The organism is Saliniramus sp., assembly GCF_035311605.1.
In the GTDB taxonomy this organism is placed as follows: Bacteria; Pseudomonadota; Alphaproteobacteria; order Rhizobiales; family Beijerinckiaceae; genus Saliniramus.
This window is the reverse complement of the sequence record NZ_DATGCW010000381.1, coordinates 20074-42256: the sequence shown is the minus strand read 5'-3', so window position 1 is coordinate 42256 and position 22183 is coordinate 20074. Positions and strand designations below refer to the sequence as shown.

At 64.3% G+C, this 22183-nt stretch carries 18 protein-coding genes and 4 tRNA genes; 15 read left to right on the top strand and 7 right to left on the bottom strand.

Translation table 11 applies throughout. The features are described 5' to 3' along the window. Positions 1–231: 231 nt before the first annotated feature. Positions 232–2637, bottom strand: a complete 2406-nt coding sequence (locus tag VKP01_RS17215; protein ID WP_324414457.1) for a DUF6538 domain-containing protein — start codon at positions 2635–2637, stop codon at positions 232–234. Between the two features lie 98 nt (positions 2638–2735). After that, a tRNA-Gln gene (locus tag VKP01_RS17210) sits at positions 2736–2810 on the bottom strand. 125 nt (positions 2811–2935) lie between these two features. Here VKP01_RS17210 and VKP01_RS17205 point away from each other — a divergent pair. Further along, positions 2936–3012 (top strand) — tRNA-Pro (locus tag VKP01_RS17205). Between the two features lie 379 nt (positions 3013–3391). Here VKP01_RS17205 and VKP01_RS17200 read toward each other — a convergent pair. Beyond that, positions 3392–4117, bottom strand: coding sequence for a GntR family transcriptional regulator (locus VKP01_RS17200; RefSeq protein WP_324414455.1), 726 nt, complete (start codon positions 4115–4117; stop codon positions 3392–3394). A 144-nt stretch (positions 4118–4261) separates the two neighbouring features. Here VKP01_RS17200 and VKP01_RS17195 point away from each other — a divergent pair, with 144 nt between their 5' ends. The 10 genes from VKP01_RS17195 to VKP01_RS17150 all read left to right on the top strand — a co-directional run bounded on the left by VKP01_RS17195 (position 4262) and on the right by VKP01_RS17150 (position 14908). Then, positions 4262–5230 carry a hydroxymethylglutaryl-CoA lyase gene (locus tag VKP01_RS17195; protein ID WP_324414453.1) on the top strand — a complete coding sequence of 323 codons (969 nt, stop codon included), beginning with the start codon at positions 4262–4264 and terminating at the stop codon, positions 5228–5230. 4 nt (positions 5231–5234) lie between these two features. Then, a complete protein-coding gene (locus tag VKP01_RS17190) occupies positions 5235–6407 on the top strand; it encodes a CoA transferase (protein ID WP_324414451.1) in 1173 nt (390 codons plus the stop codon). A 122-nt stretch (positions 6408–6529) separates the two neighbouring features. After that, a complete protein-coding gene (locus VKP01_RS17185) occupies positions 6530–7534 on the top strand; it encodes a TRAP transporter substrate-binding protein (protein WP_324414449.1) in 1005 nt (334 codons plus the stop codon). 69 nt (positions 7535–7603) lie between these two features. Further along, entirely contained in the window at positions 7604–8137 is a 534-nt protein-coding gene (locus VKP01_RS17180) for a TRAP transporter small permease (RefSeq protein ID WP_324414447.1), read from the top strand. Next, positions 8113–9402 (top strand): TRAP transporter large permease, encoded by a 1290-nt coding sequence (locus VKP01_RS17175; RefSeq protein WP_324414445.1) that lies wholly within the window; start codon positions 8113–8115, stop codon positions 9400–9402. The genes VKP01_RS17180 and VKP01_RS17175 overlap by 25 nt, the downstream gene beginning before the upstream one ends. Continuing rightward, a complete protein-coding gene (locus tag VKP01_RS17170) occupies positions 9399–10157 on the top strand; it encodes an SDR family oxidoreductase (RefSeq protein ID WP_324414443.1) in 759 nt (252 codons plus the stop codon). Before VKP01_RS17175 ends, VKP01_RS17170 begins: the two co-directional genes overlap by 4 nt. A 13-nt stretch (positions 10158–10170) precedes the next feature. Next, positions 10171–11370, top strand: a complete 1200-nt coding sequence (locus tag VKP01_RS17165) for an MFS transporter (protein WP_324414441.1) — start codon at positions 10171–10173, stop codon at positions 11368–11370. 548 nt (positions 11371–11918) lie between these two features. After that, entirely contained in the window at positions 11919–13403 is a 1485-nt protein-coding gene (locus VKP01_RS17160; protein WP_324414439.1) for a hypothetical protein, read from the top strand. A 201-nt stretch (positions 13404–13604) separates the two neighbouring features. Beyond that, positions 13605–14432, top strand: coding sequence for an alpha/beta hydrolase (locus tag VKP01_RS17155; protein WP_324414438.1), 828 nt, complete (start codon positions 13605–13607; stop codon positions 14430–14432). Continuing rightward, positions 14429–14908 (top strand): GNAT family N-acetyltransferase, encoded by a 480-nt coding sequence (locus VKP01_RS17150; protein WP_324414437.1) that lies wholly within the window; start codon positions 14429–14431, stop codon positions 14906–14908. The genes VKP01_RS17155 and VKP01_RS17150 overlap by 4 nt, the downstream gene beginning before the upstream one ends. A 59-nt stretch (positions 14909–14967) precedes the next feature. Here VKP01_RS17150 and VKP01_RS17145 read toward each other — a convergent pair. Beyond that, a tRNA-Ser gene (locus VKP01_RS17145) sits at positions 14968–15060 on the bottom strand. A 184-nt stretch (positions 15061–15244) separates the two neighbouring features. Between VKP01_RS17145 and VKP01_RS17140 the strand changes: the two genes are divergently transcribed. Continuing rightward, positions 15245–15970, top strand: a complete 726-nt coding sequence (locus tag VKP01_RS17140) for a uracil-DNA glycosylase (RefSeq protein WP_324414436.1) — start codon at positions 15245–15247, stop codon at positions 15968–15970. 32 nt (positions 15971–16002) lie between these two features. On the opposite strand, the gene VKP01_RS17135 is transcribed toward VKP01_RS17140, so the two are convergent. Further along, positions 16003–16272, bottom strand: coding sequence for an accessory factor UbiK family protein (locus VKP01_RS17135; RefSeq protein WP_324414435.1), 270 nt, complete (start codon positions 16270–16272; stop codon positions 16003–16005). 219 nt (positions 16273–16491) lie between these two features. Here VKP01_RS17135 and lgt point away from each other — a divergent pair, with 219 nt between their 5' ends. The 3 genes from lgt (at position 16492) to scpA (ending at position 20681) form a co-directional block, all read left to right on the top strand. After that, positions 16492–17334, top strand: coding sequence for a prolipoprotein diacylglyceryl transferase (gene lgt, locus VKP01_RS17130; protein WP_324414433.1), 843 nt, complete (start codon positions 16492–16494; stop codon positions 17332–17334). Positions 17335–17336: 2 nt separating this feature from the next. Further along, positions 17337–18413 carry a class I SAM-dependent methyltransferase gene (locus tag VKP01_RS17125; RefSeq protein WP_324414431.1) on the top strand — a complete coding sequence of 359 codons (1077 nt, stop codon included), beginning with the start codon at positions 17337–17339 and terminating at the stop codon, positions 18411–18413. A gap of 102 nt (positions 18414–18515) precedes the next feature. Next, positions 18516–20681: a methylmalonyl-CoA mutase gene (gene scpA / locus VKP01_RS17120; protein WP_324414429.1), complete on the top strand. Its 2166-nt coding sequence runs from the start codon at positions 18516–18518 to the stop codon at positions 20679–20681. 147 nt (positions 20682–20828) lie between these two features. Here the strand turns inward: scpA and VKP01_RS17115 are convergent. Both VKP01_RS17115 and VKP01_RS17110 read right to left on the bottom strand, forming a co-directional pair. Further along, a tRNA-His gene (locus VKP01_RS17115) sits at positions 20829–20905 on the bottom strand. Between the two features lie 146 nt (positions 20906–21051). Beyond that, entirely contained in the window at positions 21052–22152 is a 1101-nt protein-coding gene (locus VKP01_RS17110; RefSeq protein ID WP_324414427.1) for a phasin family protein, read from the bottom strand. Positions 22153–22183 lie beyond the last annotated feature (31 nt).

Here is a 22183-nt window from a genome sequence, read left to right as displayed (position 1 = left end):
CACCGCCTTCACACATTATGCACGGCGTAGATCGGGTTGGGATGTGAAACCGGCCATCGCGGTCTCGCCAGCCCAGGCCGCTCTCGTCAGGGGTGAGTTTCAACAATTTGGGCGATCCCGCAAGGCCGCCCCCACTCCCTGACCGACCGACCGCCAGGGAAAAACGCGTTGATGCCAATTGTCGATCACGACGCTCCCGTCACGACGCTCCCGTCACGACGCTCTCCCCGGTCACCGACGCGGTCGACGCTGGCGATTCACGCTGTGGGCACGCACGTCATTGCGCAAGTTGATCGGTGCCGGCTCAACGCCAGCGGTGACGCACGGGATCTTTCTCAAAGCGGAGAGCATCAGGTCGAGGCTGATTGCCTCACGATAACGTTCTCCCGCCTCGCTTTGGCCGCCCTGGCCAAGCAGGTCCTGTCGCCATTCGACCATCACCTCCTGGCGGAGGAGTTCGTTGTTGCCGAAATGGCGTAACGAATGAAAGACCAGCTTTCGTTCACGTGCATCCGGAAGCGCCTGTTTCAGGATGCGGTTCCAACCCCGATCGAAGGCATTGCCCAGCGCACGAGCGGGATTGTCGCCATAGAGTTCGGGAAACACCAAATCATAGCCGGTACCCGCGATTTGCCGGCAATATTCCTCCAGGCCGAGCCGCAGCAATTCGGGGTGAATGTGGATCTTGCGTTCCGACTGGGCGTTCTTGATGCGTCGATATTTGTTGACCTTGATATCGAAATACGGGATCGGCGCGTCGAAAGCGACCTCGTCGAGCATCAATCCGCAGATTTCCTCCCGCCGCATCAGCGAGTAGGCACCGATCAAGGGAACCCAATATTCGGCATCGTGCACGATCATCGATCCGGGTTCGAGACGCCGTTTTACCGATGCACTGCCCATCCAGACCGGGGAGCCGAACAACGTGATAAGATCTGCCACGGAAAAAGCCGACCGGGCATCACGATCGCGTTTTGATTTCCGGGTCCGCAGTGCGGTGAGCGAAATCGTTGCCGCCGGCACGATGCCCCTGGCTTTGGCGAAGTCGAAAATTGAATGCAGGGCCGTCAGGTGACGGTTGATCGTCGCCCCGTTCAACCCGCGTTCATCCTCCGGCAAGAGCCGAGCCATCGCGATGATTTCGGACATCGGCCGGGTCGCATCCCCGCTCGATCGCCCGTAATTGCGGGGCATATCGAGCAACAGCGTATCGGTGAACTGCGCGATGTGATGCTGGCGAACCTGTCGGATATCGTCGATGCCGGTGATTCGCGTGAACAGGCGTGCGGTATGGCGGGCTTGAGATGCCGTCTTTGTTGTCCAGGCCCGGCCTTTGAGTTTTTGGCTGATCAGGCTCTCTGTGATCATGGCAATATCGGGAAAGCTCGGATCGCTGGCGAGAGATGCCTGCCAATGTCGAGGCGGTTCAGGGGCATGCGGGGCATTAGGGGGAACATGGCCACCATGCCGATAGTGATCAGGGCCATCTGCAATAACCGCATGCCCACCGGCATACCTCGCGTCATCAGCGTGGGTTTGGAGGTGGGGGTTGGCTTGGCTGGGAACGTGGGCTTGGCCGAGGGCCTCGGGTTGGGCATGGCCGTCCGGGTGGGAATATGAGCGGGGCTGTGCATGCTCGTGAAAATGGGTGTGGTGATGAAAACCGGCGTGGTGACCCGCCCCGATCTCTTCTCCTGTCGCGCCCGGATTTGGGGCAAAGCGATCCGTTACGGCCCGCGTCGCTGCGTCAAGGTGCAGTGAAGACCCGGGATGCCGCGTGTCCGGCAGAGCAGGCTCACCCCGATCGTACGAAGAGGCCGGCCCGGCAGCCCCCAGCATCATCGCGGCGTCGGATGTTGCGGGCGGCAAATGCGTCGCGGGCGGCAAGTATGTCTCGCCTGAGAAATGCGTCGCGGCCTGCAACTGCGTTTCGTCGAAGGCCGTGGTGGCATGCTCCTCCTGCACGGCCTCGTCACCGAACCGTTCGATATCCGCGTCGAGCTTGTCGCCCCATCGTACTTGCGTCATGAAGCACGCCGTTGCCATACCCCTCAGATAAGCTTCCTGGGCATGCAGGATGTTCATCCCCGTCGGGCTCTTGCCGGGTGCGTTCTCTTCGATCAAAGCGGCGAGTTTTGCCGGGTTTGGCGGGATCAGGCCCTGGCGGCGGTATTGATCGAGCGTCGTGATCACACGTTCCTTGTCTGCCGGATCGAGACCGCACCTCGTGAGAAAGGCCTCGTCGATATCCTCGGGACCGGCACCAATGCCCTTCATCGCGACGATCCGGTAGACAGCACCCACGATCCGGTCGCCGCGGGCCCCGTTCGCCGGGCCCGCGGCGCCATCGGCCTTTTCGACCCGGGCGATCGCGTCGAGCTTGCGGGCATGACGGCGGGCGACCGTCTTCAATATGGCCTGTGCCTCGTCGGGTGAAAGCAGCCCGTCACGCACCCGGGCGGTCAGCTCCTCGCTCATCATCGTCATTTCCGCTCCACGCCGGCGGGCGACGGCCAGGTCCTTGGTCGCGAGACTGATCGCGAGAATGCCACGCGGACAAGCGGGTGCCATGTCCCCGAGACGCCGCCGCCAGTAATAGACCGCCCCTCTTCTGTGGAGATAGGAGACCTGTGACATGTGCGCCAGCCCTGTGTTGCAGCGCTGTGTCACAGTTGGACTCCGAGCCTTGATAACGGGGAATTTTCCCGTTATATTTCAGATGCTTGGATGCTGGTTGGCTGGGGCGGCAGGATTCGAACCTGCGCATGGCGGTACCAAAAACCGCTGCCTTACCACTTGGCTACGCCCCATTGGAAAGCGCGCGGAACATAGTGCCGCGCGTGCGGGGATGCAACGCCTTTTTGCAGGTCTGATCGGGCAATTTGATGCTTGCGAGCGACGTCCATGGGCGCTATAGGATGCCCCACCAGCGGTTCGGAGTGTAGCGCAGCCTGGTAGCGCACCTCGTTCGGGACGAGGGGGTCGCAGGTTCAAATCCTGCCACTCCGACCAAATTTTTCAGGATCCTCGGTTTCTGGTGTGCCGCGCACAATGCCACGCAAAGGTATGGCACTGTTAAGCAAACACGCCTCACGGATGCAGAGCCGAAACGAACACGACGCCTTGCGACGTCTTGCGGGATGGCGCCGCGATAGGACTTTCCCGGCGTCGAACACGATTTCCAATTATTGATGAGATTTTGCACAATCCCGACAGACGTAGCCGGCGCTGCAGGCCAGTCAGCCGCAGATCACACGCCATTCGCGCGCCATTGCAGACCCGGCCAAGTCGCCCAGGCGGGCGCGTCAGGCGCGGGTTCGGGCGAGCTGTGCCTGCACCTCGACACGCAGGCACGGGCAGCGTCGCAAACGACGCCGCGTCGAATTCCGCCTCAGCGCTCTCCGATCAGCATCTGCACGCCCCGCGCCTTCCAGCCCCGATGCTCCTCGCGCATGGCGGCGACCAAGGCGTCGCGGACGATGCCGATATGGGCGCGAATCGCCGCCTCGGCCGCGTCGGGGCGGTTGGCGCGGATCATCGCCACGATGGCGCTGTGCTCCCGATGGGCGGCGCAGCGCCCTGCTTCGGAACTCGCCATCAGCCAACGCGCCCGGGCGATGCGGGTTACGGCGTCGCGCACGCTGCGATGCACGAAGCGATTGCCGGACAATGCGGCGAGCTCGATATGGTAATCGGTGCCGATCGCGTACCAGGCATCGGGGGAGGGATCGGCAAGGACGCCGTCCATGCGTGCTTGCAACGCATCGAGCCGGGCATGATCGGCGCGGGTGCAGGCGAGCCGCACGGCGAGCGCCTCGGTCTCGATGCGCAATTCGAAGACCTCGAGCAACTCATCCAGGTCGAGCGGCGCCACACGCAGCCCGCCCTCGCCGCGTTGCACCAGCCCCTCCCCCTCGAGCCGCATCAGCGCCTCGCGGATCGGCGTGCGTGAGGCGCCGAGCCTGCGTTCCAGATTGCGCTCGGAGAGCCGCTCGCCCGGCACGAGATGCAACGCCAGCAGATCATCGCGCAATCTTTCATAGACATCCTGCGCCCGCCCTGCCCCCTCCGGTAGAGCTGCCTGTGCGGCTTCGCCCGTCATGGATGCTTCGTTCAACCCGAATTCTCCGTCTGCGGCGACTTGCCGGCACTGATCTGGTTGGTATACCGTCATGGTACGCCATCTGGGCGAAAAGAAAAAGACGCTGCTCGACAAGGCGGTGAACGAACAATGCAGAACCGGGCCGGCAGGGGACGAGTGATGAATCGCAACGCCGCATATGCGCGCCGCTACGGCTTCGAGCAGCGCGTCCGTGTCGTCGAGGTCGGCCCGCGTGACGGCTTGCAGGCCGAGCCGGAATTCGTGGCAACGTCCGACAAGATCGCGATGATCGATCGGCTTGCGGCGGCAGGCATCCGCGAATTCGAGGCGACCTCCTTCGTCTCGCCGCGCGCCGTGCCGCAATTGCGCGACGCCGCCGAAGTCATCGCCGGGGTCGATCGCGGGCGGCCGATCCGCCTCACCACACTGGTGCCCAATCCGCGTGGCGCCGTGGCGGCGGCTGCGGCGGGCGTAGACGCAATGGTCGTCTTCCTTTCGGCTTCCGAGAGCCACAATCGCAAGAATGTCAATCGCTCGCGTGCCGAATCGCTGGAGGGCTTCCGCGAGGTCGTGGCGATCGCCCGCGAGGCCGGCATCAAGGTCCAGGGCGCCATCGCGACGAGCTTCGGCTGCCCCTTCGAGGGCGAGGTGGATGTCGGTGCGATCACCGATATCGCCAAGGCCTATACGCAGATGGGCATCACCCATGTGACGCTGGGCGACACCACGGGCATGGCAACGCCGCCGCTCGTTGCCGAGCGCTGCAAGGCCCTGCGCAAGGAGGTGCCGGAATCGGATATCGCCCTGCATTTCCACAACACGCGCGGCATCGGGCTTGTCAATGTGCATGCGGGGCTCGCCGAGGGGATCACGATCTTCGAATCGTCCATCGGCGGGCTCGGCGGCTGCCCCTTCGCGCCGGGCGCCACAGGCAATATCGCCACGGAGGATCTCGTCTACATGCTGCATGAATGCGGAGTCGAGACCGGCATTGACGCCATCGCGGTCACCGAGGCCGCCGTCTGGATGGAGGAGGTGATGGGGCGCAAGCTCCCCGGACAGGCGGCGAAGGCCGGCCCGCGTCTCAAGACCAGCGCGATGGATGCCGTCGCCACGGCCTGCGGGTGAGCCGATGGCGGACCTGAAGAAACCCCTCGACGGCATCCGCGTCGTCGATCTGACCCGCGTGCTCTCCGGCCCGTTCTGCTCGATGCTGCTCGGCGATATGGGCGCGGAGGTGATCAAGGTCGAGCCGCCTGGCAAGGGTGACCCGGTGCGGGGGCAGGGTACGATCAAGGATGGTTTGTCGTGGTATTTCGCCTCCTTCAACCGGAACAAGAAATCCGTCACGCTGGATCTCTACGCGGATGAGGGCAAGGCGCTGCTGGCCGAACTGATCCGCGACGCGGATGTGCTCGTCGACAATTTCCGCCCCGGCGTGCTTTCGAAAATGGGCTTCGACAAGGCGCGCCTCGACGGGCTCAATCCCCGGCTCGTCACGGCCAATATCAGCGGTTATGGCAGTACCGGGCCGATGGCGGATCTGCCAGCCTTCGATTTCATCATCCAGGCGATGAGCGGATTCATGAGCGTCAACGGGCGCGCCGATCAGGAACCGATGCGTTCGGGCCAGCCGATCACCGATCTCGTGGGCGGGCTCTATGCAGCTTTCGGCATCGTCTCCGCCCTGCGCGCCCGCGATCTCAACGGGCGCGGCCAGCATGTAGAGAGCGCGCTGATGAACGGCATCCTCTCCTTCATGGCCTATCTGGCGAGCGAGCACCTGCTCACCGGCCAGCTTCCCCTGCGCACCGGCAACAACCATCCCCTCGTCGCTCCCTATGGCCTCTACAAGGCCCGTGACGGCGAGGTCGCGGTGGCGGCCAGCAACGATGTCGTGCTGCGCAAGTTCATGCGCACAATCGACCTCGAAGACCTGCTCGACGATCCCCGCTACGACGATAATAGCAAGCGCTTTCCCCTGCGTGATGAGCTCAAGGAAATCATCGACGCGCGCATGCAGGACGAGAGCCAGGCGCACTGGATCGCGGCGCTCAACGCCGCCGGCGTGCCCAGCGGCAAGGTGCAGGATCTCGGGGAGGTCTTCTCCGATCCGCAGGTGGCGGCGCAGGAAATGGTGATTTCGGTCGATCATCCCGGCCATGGCGCCGTGCGCATGCTCGGCTTTCCCGTCAAACTCAGCGAGACGCCCTGCGAAGCGCGCCTGCCGGCGCCTGAACTCGGCGCTCACGATGAAGAGATACTCGGCCCCTTGCGCGACCGTCTCGCGCAGCGGACCGGGTGAAGGAGATTGCATGTCGTAGCGGCGAAGGTTACCGATGACCAGTCAGGCATGACCAAAGCCCTAAAGGCACGCAAGAAAACCGGCAATCTGCATGCCGGGTCATTCAAAGGGAGGGAAAACGAATGCTACACACTCTGAAGAAAACCATCCCCGCCGGCGCGATCGCCGGCCTGTTCGCCCTCGGCGCACTCGGCATGAGCGATGCGCAGGCGCAGCAGATCGAGATCCACAACACCATGAGCGCCGGCGGCTCGGAAGAAGCGGCACTGCAGCGCTTCCAGGAAATAATCGCCGAGCGTTCCGACGGCCGTCTCGGCGTCGACATCTATCTCGGCGGCCAGCTCGGCAACGAAACTGACGTGTTGCAGTTGCTCAGCCTCGGCCAGACCCAGATGGCCCTGACCGGCGGCGCCTTCATGGGCGAATATGCGGCGGATTACGATGCGGTCTCGGTGCCCTTCGTCTTCCCGAGCTGGGATGCGGTCGAGCACTACATCATGGAGACCGAATCCGGCGCAGCGCTTCAGGCGGCGGCGCTCGAGCGCGGCAACCTCGTCTATCTCGGGCCCCAGATGCGCGCCTTCCGCCACATGACCTCAGCCAAGCCGATCAACTCGCCCGATGATCTCGACGGCCTCACCATGCGCCTGCCGCAGATTCCCGTCTGGGTCGATGTCTGGGAAGAGCTCGGCGTGCAGGCCGTGGTGATCCCGGCCCCCGACATCTATCTCGCCATGCGCACCGGCCAGGTCGAGGCGCACGAGAATTCGCTTGCTTCGCCCTATACCCGCCAGCTCTGGGAGGTGCAGGATTACATCATCACCACGGCGCATCTCTCCTTCCCCTGGCACTGGGTCGCCTCCGCCTCCTGGTGGGATGGTCTCAGCGACGATGATCGCACCATGGTGCTTGAGGCGGTCGAGGAAGCGCGCCAGTACGGCATCGCCGTCGAGATGGAACGCGACGACTTCTATCGCGAGGAGCTGATCAAGCGTGGCATGGAGTTCATCGACGTTGATCAGGCCCCCTTCCGTCAAAAGGCCGCACCGGCCATCGAGCGTGCGCTCGCCGACAAGGCCGAGAGCGTGATGGGTGATATCGACGCCGCCATCGCCGCAACGCAGTAAGGCTGCCGCGAACACGTCCCGAGGGCGGCCTCGCGGCCGCCCTCCTTCGTCATTTTCGGGATAATCACCATGCTGGACAGGATCGACCGGCTCGAAGCCCGCGTCGCGCGGTTGTTCGAACTCTTCGCCGTGGCGATGATGCTGATCCTCGTCGGCGTGATCGCCTGGTCGGTCTTCGGGCGCCAGGTGTTGCGGATATCGGTGCCCTGGTCCGAGGAAATCGGCGCCGGGCTGCTGGCCTGGATGGTGATGCTGGGATCCGCTGCCGCGTGGTCACGCCGGCGCCATATCGCCATCGACGTGCTCTTGCGCCGGGTCGGCCTGACAACCCGCTGGGTGATGAGCATCATCATCGAGATTGCCTCGCTGTCACTCTTCGTGATCATCTTCACCGGCGCCGTCGGCATGATGCGCTCCAGCGCGCATATGGCGACCACCGCGCTCGGTATCAGCTATACCTGGCTGTATCTCGCCCTCGCGCTGGGTGTCGGCGCGATGATCGTCTTTTCCCTTCTGCATCTCGTGCGCCTGCTGACACGCGGGCGCGCCATGGTCGCCGATCTCGACACGGGGCTCGAATGGAGTACCTCTACATCTTCCTAGGCCTGATGATCGTCCTGTTCGCACTGGGCGTTCCCATCGCGGTCTCGATCGGCCTGACCTGCCTCGCGGTGCTCGTCATTCAAGGGGGATGGCAGGCGATTCCGACGGAATTGTTCGCGCTTCAGATGCTGCGCGGGCTCAACAACTTCCCCATCCTCGCCATTCCATTCTTCATCTTCGCCGCCTCCTTGATGAATGTGGGATCGGTGACGAACCGCATCTTCGATTTCGCCAATGCGCTCGTCGGCTTCATCCGGGGGGGGCTCGGCCATGTCAACGTCGTCGCCTCGATGATCTTCGCCGGCATGTCGGCTACCGCCGTGGCGGATGTGGCGGGGATCGGACAGCTCGAGATCAAGGCGATGCGCGAGCGCAATTATCCGATGCGCTTTGCTGCCGGCATCACCGGCGCGGCCTCGATCATCAGCCCGGTGATCCCGCCCTCGATCGCCATGGTGGTCTATGGCTGGCTCTCGGGAACCTCGATCGCGGCGCTGTTCGTGGCGGGTCTTGTGCCCGGCGTGATCATCGGCATCGCCCTGATGATCACCTGTTTCATCGTCTCCTACTGGATCGAGATGCCCCGCTCGCCGCGTCCGAAACTGATGCAGCTGGTGCGGCTGTTCTGGCGCGCCCTGCCGCCGCTGCTCACCCCGCTGATCATCGTCGGCGGCATCTGGACCGGCATCTTCACCCCGACCGAGGCCGGCGCCATCGCCTGTCTCTATGCGATGTTCCTTGGCTTCGTGGTCTATCGCGACGTGACCTTCAAGGATCTGATCGACGTGCTCGCCCGCACCGTGCGGTTCACCTCGATCATCATGTTCATCATCGCCATCGCCACCTTCTACGGCTGGCTGCTGGTGCGGCTGCGGATCCCGCAGGAACTGGCGATGATGCTGATGGATCTCGATGTCAGCCTGACCGTGATCCTGCTCTTCATCGCGCTGTTCTTCCTCGTGATCGGCTGCTTCATGAGCGTGGTCGAGGCGGTGCTGATCTTCACCCCGATCTTCATGCTGACGGTGCAGGCGCTCGGGATCGATCCGGTCTTCTTCGGCATCCTGATGGTGATCACGCTTTCGGTGGGCGTGATCACGCCACCATTCGGCAATGTGCTGTTCGTGCTCGTGGAAATCACGGGGCTGCGCTTCGAGCAGGTGGTGATGGCGGTGCTGCCCTTCCTGATCCCGATCCTTGCGGTGATCGGCCTGATCATCCTGGTGCCGGAGGTCGTCACCTTCCTGCCCGGGCTGCTGCGATGATGTTCTCACTGACCGGGCGCACAGCTCTCGTCACCGGCGCCTCGCGCGGACTGGGAAGGGCGATCGCGGAGGCTTTGGCGCGGGCCGGCGCGCATGTGATCGTCAATGGACGCGATGCGGCCCGGATCGCGCCGGTGGTCGAGGCCATCAGCGAAGCGGGCGGGAGCGCGCAGGCCTGCGCCTTCGACATCGCCGATGCGGCTGGGCGCGAGGCTGCGCTGGCGGATCTCGCCGGGGCGGGCCATCCCGTCGATATCCTCGTCAACAATGTCGGGCGCCGCCATCGCGGACCCGTCAGCGAGATTGACCACGCCGCCTTTCTCGATCTCGTCGATGCCGATCTCGCCGCTCCCTATGCCCTCACCCGGGCACTCGTCCCGGCCATGATGGCGCGAGGCACGGGGCGGATCATCAATATCTGCTCGATCGCCGGGCCGCGCGCGCGCGCCAACGACGCCGCCTATACGGCTGCGAAAGGCGGGCTCGCGGCGCTGACGCGGGCCATGGCGATGGAATTCGCTCCCCATGGCGTTCTCGTCAACGGCATCGCACCCGGCTTCTTCGCCACCGAGACCAATGCGGCGATGACGCGCGATCCCAAGGTGCAGCGCTTTGTCGAGGAACACATCCCTCTCGGCCGCTGGGGCGAGCCGCACGAGATCGCCGGCGCCGCGGTCTTTCTCGCCAGCGATGCCGCATCCTATGTCAACGGCCATGTCCTGACCGTGGATGCCGGCCTCTCGGTTTCGTTCTGATGCGCCCCCCCTCATGAGTGAGCGGCGCGAACTCGGCACGGTGCTGGCCGCCACCCTGACGACGCAGATCCTCGTCTCCTGGAGCGTGCTCGCGCTGGCCGCCATGGCGCCGGTCGTGGCCGAGAGTGTGGGGCTGCCGGCCATCGTCATCGGTTATCAGATCGCTATCGTCTACGCAGTGGGCGCCGGCGTCTCGCTGCTGGCCGGCTCGCTGGTGACGCGGTTCGGCGGCGCGCGGGTCAGCCAGATCTCGCTCGCGGCCTGCGGGGCGGGCTGTATGGTGGCGACCTTTCCCGGCGCTCCGGCGATCGTCGTCGCCTCGATCGTGATCGGCGCCGCGCACGGCATGACCAATCCTTCAGCTGCGCATCTTCTCGCGCGCCATACCCACAAGGGCAATCGCGGGCTGATCTTTTCGATCAAGCAGACCGGCGTTCCTCTGGGTGGCATCGCGGCGGGGATCATCACGCCCGCCATCGCCATCGCCTTCGGCTGGCAGGTGGCGCTGATCGCGATCGTGCCGGTTGCGCTCGTGGCGGTGCTCGCGCTCGCCCCGCCGCGCCCCGCATGGGATGCCGATCGCACGCCCGGCGCTTCTCTCGGGCCCGGCGCCCTGCGCGGTGCGGGCGAGGCGCTGCAATTGCCGGGTCTGCGCTGGCTGTGCCTGTGCGCCTTCTGCTTCGGCGGCGTGCAATTGTGCCTGATGACCTTCGTCGTCACCTTCGCCGTGTTCGAACTCGGCATGAGCCTCGTGCGGGCCGGGACGCTGCTGGCGGTGATTCAGGTTTCCGGTGTGATCGGGCGCATCGCCTGGGGCATCGTGGCCGACCGGCTACAGCATAACGGCGCCGTTCTGGTGGTGATCGGCCTGATCAGCGCTGCCTCGGCGCTCGGTTTCGCGCTGATCACGCCCGATACGCCGGGCTTCGTCAGCTATGGGCTCGCGGTGGCGTTCGGCGTTTCGGCCGTTGGCTGGAACGGGGTGTTCGTCTCCGAGATCGTGCGGGTCTCGCCACCGGGGCTGATCGGCGCGGCATCGGGGCTTGGCACCTTCGCCGCCTTTGCCGGCGTGCTGTTTGCACCACCGGCCTTCGTGCAGATCCACGCCCTGACCGACTCCTACAGCTTCACCTACGGCTTTCTCGTCATTCCCTCCCTGATCGGCGCAATGGCCGCTGTGGGCACCGCGCGCCCGGAATCTCTGTGGCGCTGACGGCATGACCGCGCCCGGCACGAGGGGCCCGCACAACATCCGGGATCACGGCCACAACCCCAAAAACCCGTCGCCCTCGAGAAAGCGGTCAGAAGGCGTGACTGTACCAGTCGATCTGGCTCCTCGCGCCGCAACTCGCTTTCGCAGAGGCCGTGCCGGCAATCTCGGGCCGCAGGACGCCTTCACGACGTCGGGAGACGACGCAGTGAATCCTGGCGGAACGCGGGCCTTCCCGAAATGCGCGTCTTTCTGCGCGCTTGCTCGGCGCGCCGCCGCAGCATGTCGTCGTAGTCGAGCAATCCAGCCTCGAGCTGATGCATGACTGCGCGGTCTGGGCCCTGCTTTTCGCCCTGTGCATTCTGGTCCGCGCGGTCGAAATCGAACGGGACGCGCCCTTGGGAAACTGAGGGGCAGGACTGCACCGGGTTCGAGGGCCCGAAAATCACCCTGATTTGAATTATCACCCTTGAAATTAGATATAAAATATTAATATTTAATATTCAAAAAAAATATAGCTAATTTTGATGATTGTTTTTCGGAGATGATTAATGCCCAACTCATTGATTCCAAACCATTTCCTTAGCCCCGACTCAAAGCAGCCTGCCGATCACAACCGGGCTGATTCCAGCTTTTCCAAGGCACTGTCTCAGCAGCTGCCGCCAGGCAGCGCTACCGCTACGACAGTCGCTGACGCGGCAGTCGACGGCCCTTCCGATCAAAATCTGATCCGGGTCGAAGCGGCGGAAAACAGGACCCCTGGCTTCGCAGCAAGCAACGCCACAACAAAAACTGTATTTATGAGCTACTTCCAAGAAAATTTGGGAGTTCTCCAAGAAATATCAGAAATACTTGCAGAGATCGATCCAGAAATTACGCTTGCCATTTTTTCCGGCGCATATGAGCGGGGCGCAGAAGATGCACATGAGGTGAGGCGAGCCTTTTCCGAAGGTGTCGGCTCCAATGCTATACCATTGCCGACGAATGGTGTGGATGCCGGCGCCATTTACAGTCCAATTGGCAGGTTCACGGAGGATGGCTTCACGGCCCTGATTTACGACATGGACGGTAATCCGGTCGCCGGCGGCATGAGTCGTGACAGAGTTGACCGAGGCTTTCTGGCAGGGCCGCACGGAATGTTCGTTCCATTGCGGTCCCAGGATATGGCCCAGACAGCCGCCGCCTCGCTGGACGGCCTTGGATTCACTGGGCTTGATTTTCTGACCTATGGCGGCGATTTCCACGTCATGGATCTATCGCCGACGCAGGGCTTATCGCCGCAGGACCATGGCGGCCCCTCACAGGTCCAGTTCTTTGGTGCGGAGACCGCGTTACTGGCACATAATCAGATATTCTCAAACGAAGATACGATCCCGGAGCATCTTGCGGATCTGAATCAAGCCCAGCAACGTCTTTACGCAACCGCGAAAGTGATGGAAGAGATCGAACGCATCTCTGGATCAGCCAGCGGGATTTTTCCGCTGGGGGCTGGCACACGAACCATTGGCGAAGTCCTTGCGACGCTCCCTGAAGGTGCGCGAAATGATATTTCCCCAGGTGTCCTGGAACGTCTTGCAGAAATGAGTGAATATAACATACCCTGGAACTTTGTCGGAAATGAGCAAATAAACTACCATATCGATCAGGTATTAACGCCACTGACGAACAACACGCTAATCGTCAACGATTCACTCAGGGACGATCCGACGATTACCAAGCTTGAAAATGATCCGAATCTGAACATCGTCTATATTCCGAACAAAAATGAATCTCTCTCGGACGGGGGTGAGCAAGTCACTTCCTACATCAATATGCTTACAATTTACGATGGCGAAACAATGCATCTCGTCCTTCCCACGGAGAGCGCCGATCGAGAGAACCTCACCGCAATGGACATAGAGGTCAGGGATCAGCTTGAGGCGCTGGAAAACGTCGTCGTTCACTTTACGAGCTTTCCAGCCCGAATGATACCAGGCAGAATGGATTATGGATTGAACTGTCTCACGGAAATCTCCAGCTTGCGCATCCCGCGCTGAGTGCGACGCCAAGCATGCTGCCTCACTGCGGCGGCCCCTCATGCTGAGGCGCCGCCTGCTCCCTCGCGATCCCCGGACTGCGCGGTGCCCGCCCCCCGCTGACAGAAACCACCCCCTGCCCCATATTCGCCCATCTCCTCTGCGATCGCACTCCATCGAAGCCATGACGGCGTGAATCGGGGGCCGGGAATGCGCTGGATCTTGCGGACCGCAATCATTGTCCTCGTCGCCTATATCGGCCTCGTGGCGATGCTCTTCACCACCCAGCGTGCGCTGCAATACCCGGCCTCCGCGCGCGTCACGGATGTCGAGGAAGCGCAGCTCACCGGATTCTCCGACGTCGTGATCACCACCGAGGACGGCGAACAGCTGCGCGCCTTCTGGAAGCCGCCTGAAGAGGGACGCACGCTGGTGCTTTATTTCCATGGCAATGGCGGCAGCCTGTGGAACCGGCGCTTTCGCGCCCAGGCACTGGCGGAAGAGGGGCGCGGCGTTCTGATGGTGAGCTATCGTGGCTATTCCGGCTCGACCGGCTCTCCGACGGAGGAGGGCCTGCATGCGGATGCCCGCGCCGCCTATGCCTTCGCCCGTGCGCACGCGGACCCCGCGCGTATCCTCGCTTACGGAGAATCTCTCGGTACCGGCGTGGTCATGCGGCTGGCTTCTGATAACCCGCTCGGCGCCATCGTGCTCGATGCCCCCTTCACCTCCACCACCGATGTTGCAGCGCGGCTTTATCCGATCGTGCCGGTGCGGTTTCTGATGCTCGACCAGTTCCGCTCAATCGATCTCGTTGATGACATCACGGCCCCTGCCCTGATCATGCACGGGCGCCGCGACCAGGTCGTCCCTTTCGCCGATGGACGCGCACTCTACGAGGCATTGCCCGGGCCAAAACGCTTGCTGGCCTTTCCTGAGAGCGGCCATGTCAGCCTGTTCGAGGATGGCGGGCGCGAAGCGGTCAGGATGCTGATGGAGGGTATCGAGAACGGCGATCCTGCGGCCAGGCTCGAAAGCATCGCACTGTGAGCAGCCTGAGCATACGCCCCGCCACCGCGCAGGATACGTCCGCCCTTGTCGCGCTGATCGACGCGCTCAACCGGCACGAGGCAGTCCTGACGGATGATCGGCGCACCGACATCGCGGCTGCGCGGGAATGTCTGGCGAGCCTGAAGGGACGCATCGCGCGGGCCGGCGGCGGTATTCTCGTGGCTCAGCGGCGCGACGAAACCGTCGGCATGATCGGCTGGGTCATCGAGGAGGGCGAGCCCTATGTGCAGGTGCATCTTCGCCGCCATGCGCTGATCACCGATCTCGTGGTGGCGCAAAAGCATCGCGGCAGCGGAATCGGCGGTGCCCTGATCGGCAGCGTCGAGGATGCCGCCCGCGCACAAGCCCTGCCCCGCCTCGCCATCACCGTCCTCGCCACCAACCAGGCGGCCATAGACGCCTATCGCGCCCACGGCTTCGTCGAGGACTTGCAGATCATGATGAAGAACTTGTGACGCGAAGCCGACCAGCCCAACCAGCTGCCACCAACGACCCGACCCCGCTGAAGCAAACATGGCGGAGACGGGGGGATTCGAACCCCCGAGACGGGGAATACCCGCCTAACGGTTTAGCAAACCGCCGCCTTCAGCCACTCGGCCACGTCTCCGGCGCCGGTTTCAATAAGGGTTCGTGAAGCGCCGGTCAATGGTTGCGAACCGGGTCGCCGGCGATTTCGCGGTGGAACGGGAGACATGGCCACCGCGCGCCGGCTCGAGGCGGTTCTCGCCGTGCGATACCGGCTCTGTTATCAGAGCCTTTCGGCAAATCCTGCAAGTGATTCCGGAGTGATCATGACGGTGCATACGGTGCGTGCGGCCCTGGCCGATTTCCGCGACGCGAACCCGCCCGGCGGCTGGGCAGATCTGCCGTTCTTCCGGGACGGGCGCGCGGATGCGGTGGCGGCGCGGATCGATCGCGAGATCACCGCCGGCACCGCGATCACGCCGACGCCGGATCAGGTCTTCGCCGCGCTCACACTGACACCGCTGGCGCAAACGCGCGTGGTGATTCTCGGCCAGGATCCCTATCCGACCCCCGGGGACGCGCATGGCCTCGCCTTTTCCTATGTCGGGGATCGTCGCCTGCCGGCCTCTCTGAAGGTGATTCTCGCGGAAATGGCGGAGAATTGCGGTTGTGTCATGCCGCGCACCGGCGATCTGAGTCATTGGGCGCGCCAGGGCGTACTCCTGCTCAACACCGCATTGACGACACCGGCAGGGCGCTCCGGCGCGCATCTGCGGATCGGCTGGGATGCGCTCACCGACGAGGTGATTGCCACGCTCGCGCGCCGGGAGCGGAGCATCGTCTTCATGCTCTGGGGGGCGCGGGCGATGGCGCGAGCGGAGCAGGTCGAGGCAGAGCAAGGCGATGACACCCGGCATCTCGTCCTCACCTGCGGCCATCCTTCACCGCTCAACCGCAAGCGCGATTTTCGCGGCAACCGGCATTTCGCAGCGGCCAACGAATGGCTTGCGCGAAACGGACAGCCACCGATCGACTGGTGCCTTGATGACTGAGGTGCCTGCCCGAGTGAAACACGACGATGCGCTCAGTCCGGTCGGCTGGTCAGCTTGACAAGGCGCGCCTCCAGCTCGTCGATGCGTTCTGCCAGCCGCTCGTTCTCGTTGCGTGCCTCGATCGCCATCTCGCGCACGGCCTCGAATTCCTCGCGCGTGACGACATCCATGTCCTTGAGGAATTTATCCGCCTGGGCGCGCATGATCGCCTCGACCTCACGCCGGGCGCCCGTCGCGGCACCGGCCGCATCCGTGAACAGACGCGAAAACTCTTCCAGGATACGGTTCGATGATTGCGCCATGGTCGCCTCCTCTTTCGGTTGCCGGGCCTGCCGGCCCGGTTGCCGTCATGTGCCGGGACATGTGGTATGGCATGTCGCGGCTCGTGACCAGATTGTTATCTGGCGATCATGCTGCCGTCACGCAATGATCTTGACGCGCTGCATGAAGCAGTTCACCTGATTCGTGTTCGTCGCGGCACGCAGCCCGGCGCCACCCGCAACCGGAGTGTTTCGCCGCGCATGCCCTTTCCCGATATCGATCCGATCGCGTTTTCTCTCGGCCCGCTCGTCATACGCTGGTACGCGCTGGCCTATCTCGCCGGCTTTCTCGGCGGCTGGCTGGTGGCGCGGCGCCTTGCCGGTGCCGAGGGCCTGTGGGGCACTGTGCCGCGCCCGAGCAAGGAGCAGATCGACGATTTCATCGTCTGGATCGCGCTCGGCGTGATCCTCGGCGGGCGGCTGGGCTATGTGCTGTTTTACGATCTCGGCTCCTATCTGGCGCGCCCGCATGAGATCCTCTTCGTCTGGCAGGGTGGCATGTCCTTCCATGGCGGGCTCCTCGGCGCCGTGATCGCCTCCTTCGTCTTCGCGCGGCGCAACGGGCTGATCGGGCTCTCCATGCTCGATATCGTGGCGGTGACCGCGCCGATCGGCTTGTTCTTCGGGCGCATCGCGAATTTTATCAATGGCGAGCTCTGGGGCCGCCCGGCGCCGGATTTCCCCTTCGCGGTGGTCTTTCCCTTCGCCGGTCCCGTCCCGCGCTACCCTTCCCAGCTCTTCGAAGCCGCCACGCAGGGGCTCGTACTCTTCATCGTGATGCTGATCGCGGTGGCCGTTCTCGGCATGCGCCGTCCGGGCATGCTTGCAGGGATATTCGCCATCGGTTACGCGGCGGCGCGAATTTTTTGCGAGCTCTTCCGCGAGCCGGATCCGCAACTCGGTTTCCTGATGGGCAACTGGCTGACCATGGGGATGCTGCTATCACTCCCGCTGGCGCTGGCCGGGATCGTGGCGATCCTCGCCGCGCGGCGCGGGCTGACCGGGCCGGGGCATCCGCCATCGGCGAAGGCCGGATCGGCGTGAACGTGCCGGCCACTCCTCTGGCGCGCGAGATCGCCCGCATGATCGCCCTCGACGGGCCGATCACGGTCGAGCGCTATATGGGGCTGTGCCTGTCACATCCGCAATTCGGCTATTACATGACCCGCGATCCGCTCGGGCTGGAAGGTGATTTCATCACCGCACCGGAAATCAGCCAGATGTTCGGCGAACTGATCGGGCTGTGGGCAGCGCAGGTCTGGCTCGATCGCGGCGCGCCGACACCGATCCGCATCATCGAACTCGGCCCCGGGCGCGGGACGCTGATGCGCGACGCCTTGCGCGCGGCGGCGGTGGCGCCGGGATTCATCGATGCCGTGCGGGTGGAGATGGTCGAGACGAGCCCCGTCCTGATCAACCGCCAGCGTGACATGCTTTCGCGCGCGCCGGTGCCCTGCAGCTGGCACACGGCGCTCGACTCCGTGCCCAAGGGCCCGGCCATCGTCATCGCCAACGAATTCTTCGACGCCTTGCCGCTGAGGCAATTCGTGCGCGCCGAGGGCGCCTGGCGCGAGCGGCTGGTCGGACTCGCCGATGACGGTTCGCTGTGTTTCGGCCTCGCACGCGAGGCCATGCCCGAGATCACCGTCGCGGGGCGCGAGGGGGCGGTGGTCGAATGGCCGATGGCGGGGATCGCCCAGATGCGTGCGCTCGCCGGGCGCATCGCCCGCGATGGCGGCGCGGCGCTCGCAATTGATTACGGCCATGTCCGCTCAGGCCTCGCCGACACGCTGCAGGCGATTCGCAATCACGGTTTCACCGATGTTCTGGCCGACCCGGGCGAGGCGGATGTCACCGCCCATGTCGATTTCGCCCAGCTCGCTGCGGCCGCGCAGAGCGCCGGCGCGCAGACCGAGCCGGTCGTCACCCAGGGCGCCTTCCTGCGCGCATTGGGAATCGATGCCCGCAAGGCCGCGCTCGCTGCCGCCGCGCCGGAGCGCGAAGCGGAGATCGAAGCCGCGCGGGCGCGTCTCGTCGATGCGACGCCGGAAGCGATGGGTGGGCTGTTCAAGGTGCTGGGCCTGCGCCGGCGCGATGATCCGGCCCTGCCCGGTTTCAGCTGAGCGTGCAGTCGCCAACCATATGCGACGACGGGGGGATTTGCCCGCGCCGCATGCTCGCTTACAATGCCGCACAGGAAATCGTCGATACGGGGATCACGCCGGATGTCAGTCTTGCCGGATTACACCAGGGTCGCCTACGCGCCCACCGCAATACCCGCCCGCGCATTCGCGGATGCGGCTGCCTGGACGACGCCGGAGGAGATCGCCGTCAAACCGGTCTACGGGCCGCAGGATCGCGAGGGCCTGCCGGGGGTCGAGAGCTTTCCCGGCATCGCACCCTATCTGCGCGGGCCCTATCCGACGATGTATGTCAACCAGCCCTGGACCATCCGGCAATATGCCGGGTTCTCCACGGCGGAGGATTCCAATGCATTCTACCGGCGCAACCTCGCCGCCGGACAGAAGGGGCTCTCGGTCGCCTTCGATCTCGCCACGCATCGCGGCTATGATTCGGACCATCCGCGCGTCTCCGGCGATGTCGGCATGGCCGGGGTCGCGATCGATTCGATCTACGACATGCGCACGCTGTTCTCCGGCATTCCGCTCGACCGGATGAGCGTGTCGATGACCATGAACGGCGCGGTCTTGCCCGTCATGGCGCTCTATATCGTCGCCGCCGAGGAACAGGGGGTGAGCCCGGACAAGCTGTCGGGCACCATCCAGAATGACATCCTGAAGGAATTCATGGTGCGCAACACCTATATCTACCCGCCAAAGGGGTCGATGCGCATCATCTCCGACATTTTCGGCTATACCTCGCAGAACATGCCGAAATTCAATTCCATCTCGATCTCCGGCTATCACATGCAGGAGGCGGGGGCGACGCAGGATCTGGAGCTGGCCTACACGCTGGCCGACGGGGTCGAGTATATCCGCGCGGGCCTCGCGGCGGGGCTCGACATCGACCGTTTCGCCCCGCGCCTGTCGTTCTTCTGGGCGATCGGCATGAATTTCTTCATGGAGGTTGCCAAGCTGCGCGCCGCGCGCCTGCTCTGGGCCGAGCTCGTGCAGCAATTCGCGCCGAAGAATGCCAAGTCGCTGGCGTTGCGCACCCATTCGCAGACCTCGGGCTGGTCGCTCACGGCGCAGGACGTTTTCAACAATGTCACCCGCACCTGCATTGAGGCGATGGCAGCGACGCAGGGGCATACACAATCGCTGCATACCAACGCGCTCGACGAGGCGCTGGCCCTGCCCACAGACTTCTCCGCCCGGATCGCGCGCAACACCCAGCTCTTCCTGCAACAGGAGAGCGGCACCACGCGCATCATCGATCCCTGGGGCGGTTCGTATTATGTCGAGCGCCTCACCGCCGATCTGGTGGCGCGGGCGCGCGAGCATATCCGCGAGATCGAGGGGCTCGGCGGCATGGCACGGGCGATCGAGAAGGGCGTGCCCAAGCTGCGGATCGAGGAAGCGGCGGCCAAGACCCAGGCGCGCATCGATTCCGGCCAGCAGATCGTCACCGGCGTCAACGCCCATCGCCCGAGCGAGGATCGCCCGGTGGAGGTGCTCAAGGTCGACAACGCCAATGTGCGCAAGATGCAGCTCGACAAGCTCGCCCGGCTGCGCGGTGAGCGTGACCAGGGCGCGGTCGATGCCGCCCTCGATGCGCTGGCGAAAAGCGCGGAAACCGGCGAAGGCAATCTCCTCGCGCTCGCCGTCGAGGCCGGGCGCGCCAAGGCGACAGTGGGCGAAATCTCGGGTGCACTGGAACGCGTCTGGGGCCGTCACCAGGCCGAGATCAAGTCGATCTCCGGCGTCTACAAGCGGGAGGCGGGCGCCATGTCCCCGGCGATCGAACGTGTGCGCGAACGGGTCGAGGCTTTCGAGGAAAATGACGGGCGCCGCCCGCGCATCCTCGTCGCCAAGATGGGGCAGGACGGGCACGATCGGGGCCAGAAGGTGATCGCCTCGGCCTTTGCCGATCTCGGCTTCGATGTCGATATCGGCCCGCTCTTCGCCACGCCCGAGGAGGCCGCGCGCCAGGCGATCGAGAACGACGTCCACATGGTCGGCGTCTCCTCGCTCGCCGCCGGGCATCTCACGCTGGTCCCTGCCCTGCGCGCCGCGCTCGCCGAATATGGCCGAGAGGACATCATGATCGTTGTCGGCGGCGTGATCCCGCCGGGCGATTTCGACGCCCTGATCGAAGCGGGCGCCTCCGCCATCTTCCCGCCGGGTACGGTAATCGCGCAAGCCGCCGAGAAGCTCATCGCCGAGCTCAACGAGCGGCTGGGCTACGGGCCCAGAGAAGCGGCGGAGTGACGCCGGGCGGGGTCACGGGTTTTCGGATCGGATGGGTGCCGATGATCGACGCCGCATGGCCTGCGGCGGCAAAACGGTGCAACTGCGGCGGATCGGTCGAAATCGGGCTGGGATGATCAACGTGACGCGATATGGCAGTCAGGAAAATGGTACAGCTGGGTGGGCTCGAACCACCGACCTTCGGAGCCACAATCCGACGCTCTAACCTACTGAGCTACAGCTGCACGTTCGTGCACGGCATGTCTCGTGCGTGGCGCGTCCTGCCAAGCGAACGGGCGCCGATCAGGACGGCGCATTGAATGCCGCATCCGACGACTTTTCGCAAGCCCCCGGATGCGTTTCTTTCGCAACAGATTCGCACACCTGCGGATCAGGCTCCCGGAAAGGCCTTGCGCAAAGGCTCGGTCGTCTCGCTGGCGACGCGGCTGCCGGTTTCGGCGATCGCCTTCAACTGCGCGCTCGTGCTGTCATAGGCCTGACGCATGCCGCTCGTCTGCGCCTTCACCGCCTCGGAGAGCGATGGTGCGGTGATGGTGGCGCGCCACAGGCCCAGCGTTGCATCGCTGTGCATGCGCATCAGATCGATCCATTGCGCATTAAGCGTGACCAGACCGCGCGAGGCGGCATCGACGCTGCTGGCGCAAGCCTTCTGAAGTACCTCCTGCGATTCGCGTGCACGCTCATAGCCGTCACGTGCACTCTGCGTCGACAGATCGAGCGCCATGCGCAAGGGCTTCGCGACCGCATCGCCACCGGGCAACAGATCGAAACCGAGCGACCCGGACGCGGCTTCCGCTGTGGCGGGTCCGGATTGCACAGGGGCGAATTTGGGCGCGAATTTGAAGGAAGCGGCGGGTTCGGCGGGTGCCGCTGCGGCGGGCGCGGGCGTCGCTTTGGATGCCTTCCCCGGCGCTTGCCCGGTATCGGCCTTGACCGTTTCGCCGGCAGAAGCAGCCGTGTCGCTCTTCACGCTCTGCGGGTTCGCATTGCGGGCAGCTGCTTTCGCAGGCGCCTTCGCTGCGCTCCTTGAGGCAGGCTTTGCAGCAGCTTTGGCCGCAGGCTTCTTTTCAACGGAAGCGGCCGCAGCCGGCGCCTTCTCTGGCTCGGCCTTCTGTACCACCTTGGTCTCGACCTTCGGCGAAGCCGCGGGCGCAGGGGCCGATGCAGCGGCGGGCGCAGCAGCAACCTTGGCCTCGGCCTTCGGTGCAGGGCTCGACGACGCAGGATTTGCCGGCGCAGGCGTCGATGCAGATGCAGATGCAGATGCAGGGGCGGCCTTGGTGGCAGCCACCTGGGGCGCCGGCGTCACGGATGATTCAGGTTTGGCCGCAGCGGCAGGTTTCGTCTGAGCGGTCACGCTCTGGACCGGCTTTGCATTTGCCTGCGGCGGCTTGGTGGCGGCCTGCGGCGGCTTGGTCTTCGTCGTCATGATCTGCCCGTCCTGTCCGATATGGCCGAGGGTCCGGCCCATTCATAACGACCCGCCGCGATGATCTGCCGAA

What these genes read in the sequence shown, in the direction of transcription:
- VKP01_RS17215 (WP_324414457.1), bottom strand. Translation starts at nt 2,637, where the DNA reads ATGTCACAGGTCTCCTATCTCCACAGAAGAGGGGCGGTCTATTACTGG.
- VKP01_RS17195 (WP_324414453.1), top strand. Translation starts at nt 4,262, where the DNA reads ATGAATCGCAACGCCGCATATGCGCGCCGCTACGGCTTCGAGCAGCGC.
- VKP01_RS17190 (WP_324414451.1), top strand. Translation starts at nt 5,235, where the DNA reads ATGGCGGACCTGAAGAAACCCCTCGACGGCATCCGCGTCGTCGATCTG.
- VKP01_RS17185 (WP_324414449.1), top strand. Translation starts at nt 6,530, where the DNA reads ATGCTACACACTCTGAAGAAAACCATCCCCGCCGGCGCGATCGCCGGC.
- VKP01_RS17180 (WP_324414447.1), top strand. Translation starts at nt 7,604, where the DNA reads ATGCTGGACAGGATCGACCGGCTCGAAGCCCGCGTCGCGCGGTTGTTC.
- VKP01_RS17175 (WP_324414445.1), top strand. Translation starts at nt 8,113, where the DNA reads ATGGAGTACCTCTACATCTTCCTAGGCCTGATGATCGTCCTGTTCGCA.
- VKP01_RS17170 (WP_324414443.1), top strand. Translation starts at nt 9,399, where the DNA reads ATGATGTTCTCACTGACCGGGCGCACAGCTCTCGTCACCGGCGCCTCG.
- VKP01_RS17165 (WP_324414441.1), top strand. Translation starts at nt 10,171, where the DNA reads ATGAGTGAGCGGCGCGAACTCGGCACGGTGCTGGCCGCCACCCTGACG.
- VKP01_RS17160 (WP_324414439.1), top strand. Translation starts at nt 11,919, where the DNA reads ATGCCCAACTCATTGATTCCAAACCATTTCCTTAGCCCCGACTCAAAG.
- VKP01_RS17140 (WP_324414436.1), top strand. Translation starts at nt 15,245, where the DNA reads ATGACGGTGCATACGGTGCGTGCGGCCCTGGCCGATTTCCGCGACGCG.
- VKP01_RS17135 (WP_324414435.1), bottom strand. Translation starts at nt 16,272, where the DNA reads ATGGCGCAATCATCGAACCGTATCCTGGAAGAGTTTTCGCGTCTGTTC.
- lgt (WP_324414433.1), top strand. Translation starts at nt 16,492, where the DNA reads ATGCCCTTTCCCGATATCGATCCGATCGCGTTTTCTCTCGGCCCGCTC.
- scpA (WP_324414429.1), top strand. Translation starts at nt 18,516, where the DNA reads ATGTCAGTCTTGCCGGATTACACCAGGGTCGCCTACGCGCCCACCGCA.
- VKP01_RS17110 (WP_324414427.1), bottom strand. Translation starts at nt 22,152, where the DNA reads ATGGGCCGGACCCTCGGCCATATCGGACAGGACGGGCAGATCATGACG.